The following is a 446-nucleotide window of genomic DNA, read 5'->3' as shown; positions in this document are numbered from 1 at the left end:
AGCCGCCCCTAAACCGAACGTTATGCATCAAGGAGAGACACATGAAAAGCGTAGTTGTCGGAGTGGTGGTTGGAATTGCTGTGGCTTATCTGGGTGTATATTTCACAGGATTTTCTGCCGCAATTGCCGTTCCGAAAGAAGTGTCTGACCTGCTATCCCCCAATACTTTATTAGTGTGGGACATTGCCGTTACGCAATTCTTGGGGTATGGGGTTATTGCTTTTCTACTTGTTTTTTTCTCGATAAAGCTATTGCGACTTAATGCATGGATGACAGCGCTGATTGCAATTGTTTCGTGTGAAGTTGTGTTATTTGCCACATACTCCAGCCAATACATGATTTATGTGCCGCATTTCGTAGTACTTATTGGTTGTGGAGCTCTGGCAGCATTCATGGCCAGGCGGCAAGCAAATGCATAACAATCAGCGGCAGAGCGACAGCCAACG

At 46.0% G+C, this 446-nt stretch carries 1 protein-coding gene; it reads left to right on the top strand.

The annotated features are described in order from the left end of the window. The first annotated feature begins 41 nt into the window (after window positions 1–41). Entirely contained in the window at window positions 42–419 is a 378-nt protein-coding gene (locus tag B4U49_RS00195) for a hypothetical protein (protein WP_078082618.1), read from the top strand. Window positions 420–446 lie beyond the last annotated feature (27 nt).

Source organism: Microbulbifer mangrovi (assembly GCF_002009015.1).
GTDB classification, from domain to species: Bacteria; Pseudomonadota; Gammaproteobacteria; order Pseudomonadales; family Cellvibrionaceae; genus Microbulbifer; species Microbulbifer mangrovi.
This window is presented reverse-complemented; position numbering and strand designations above follow the sequence as displayed.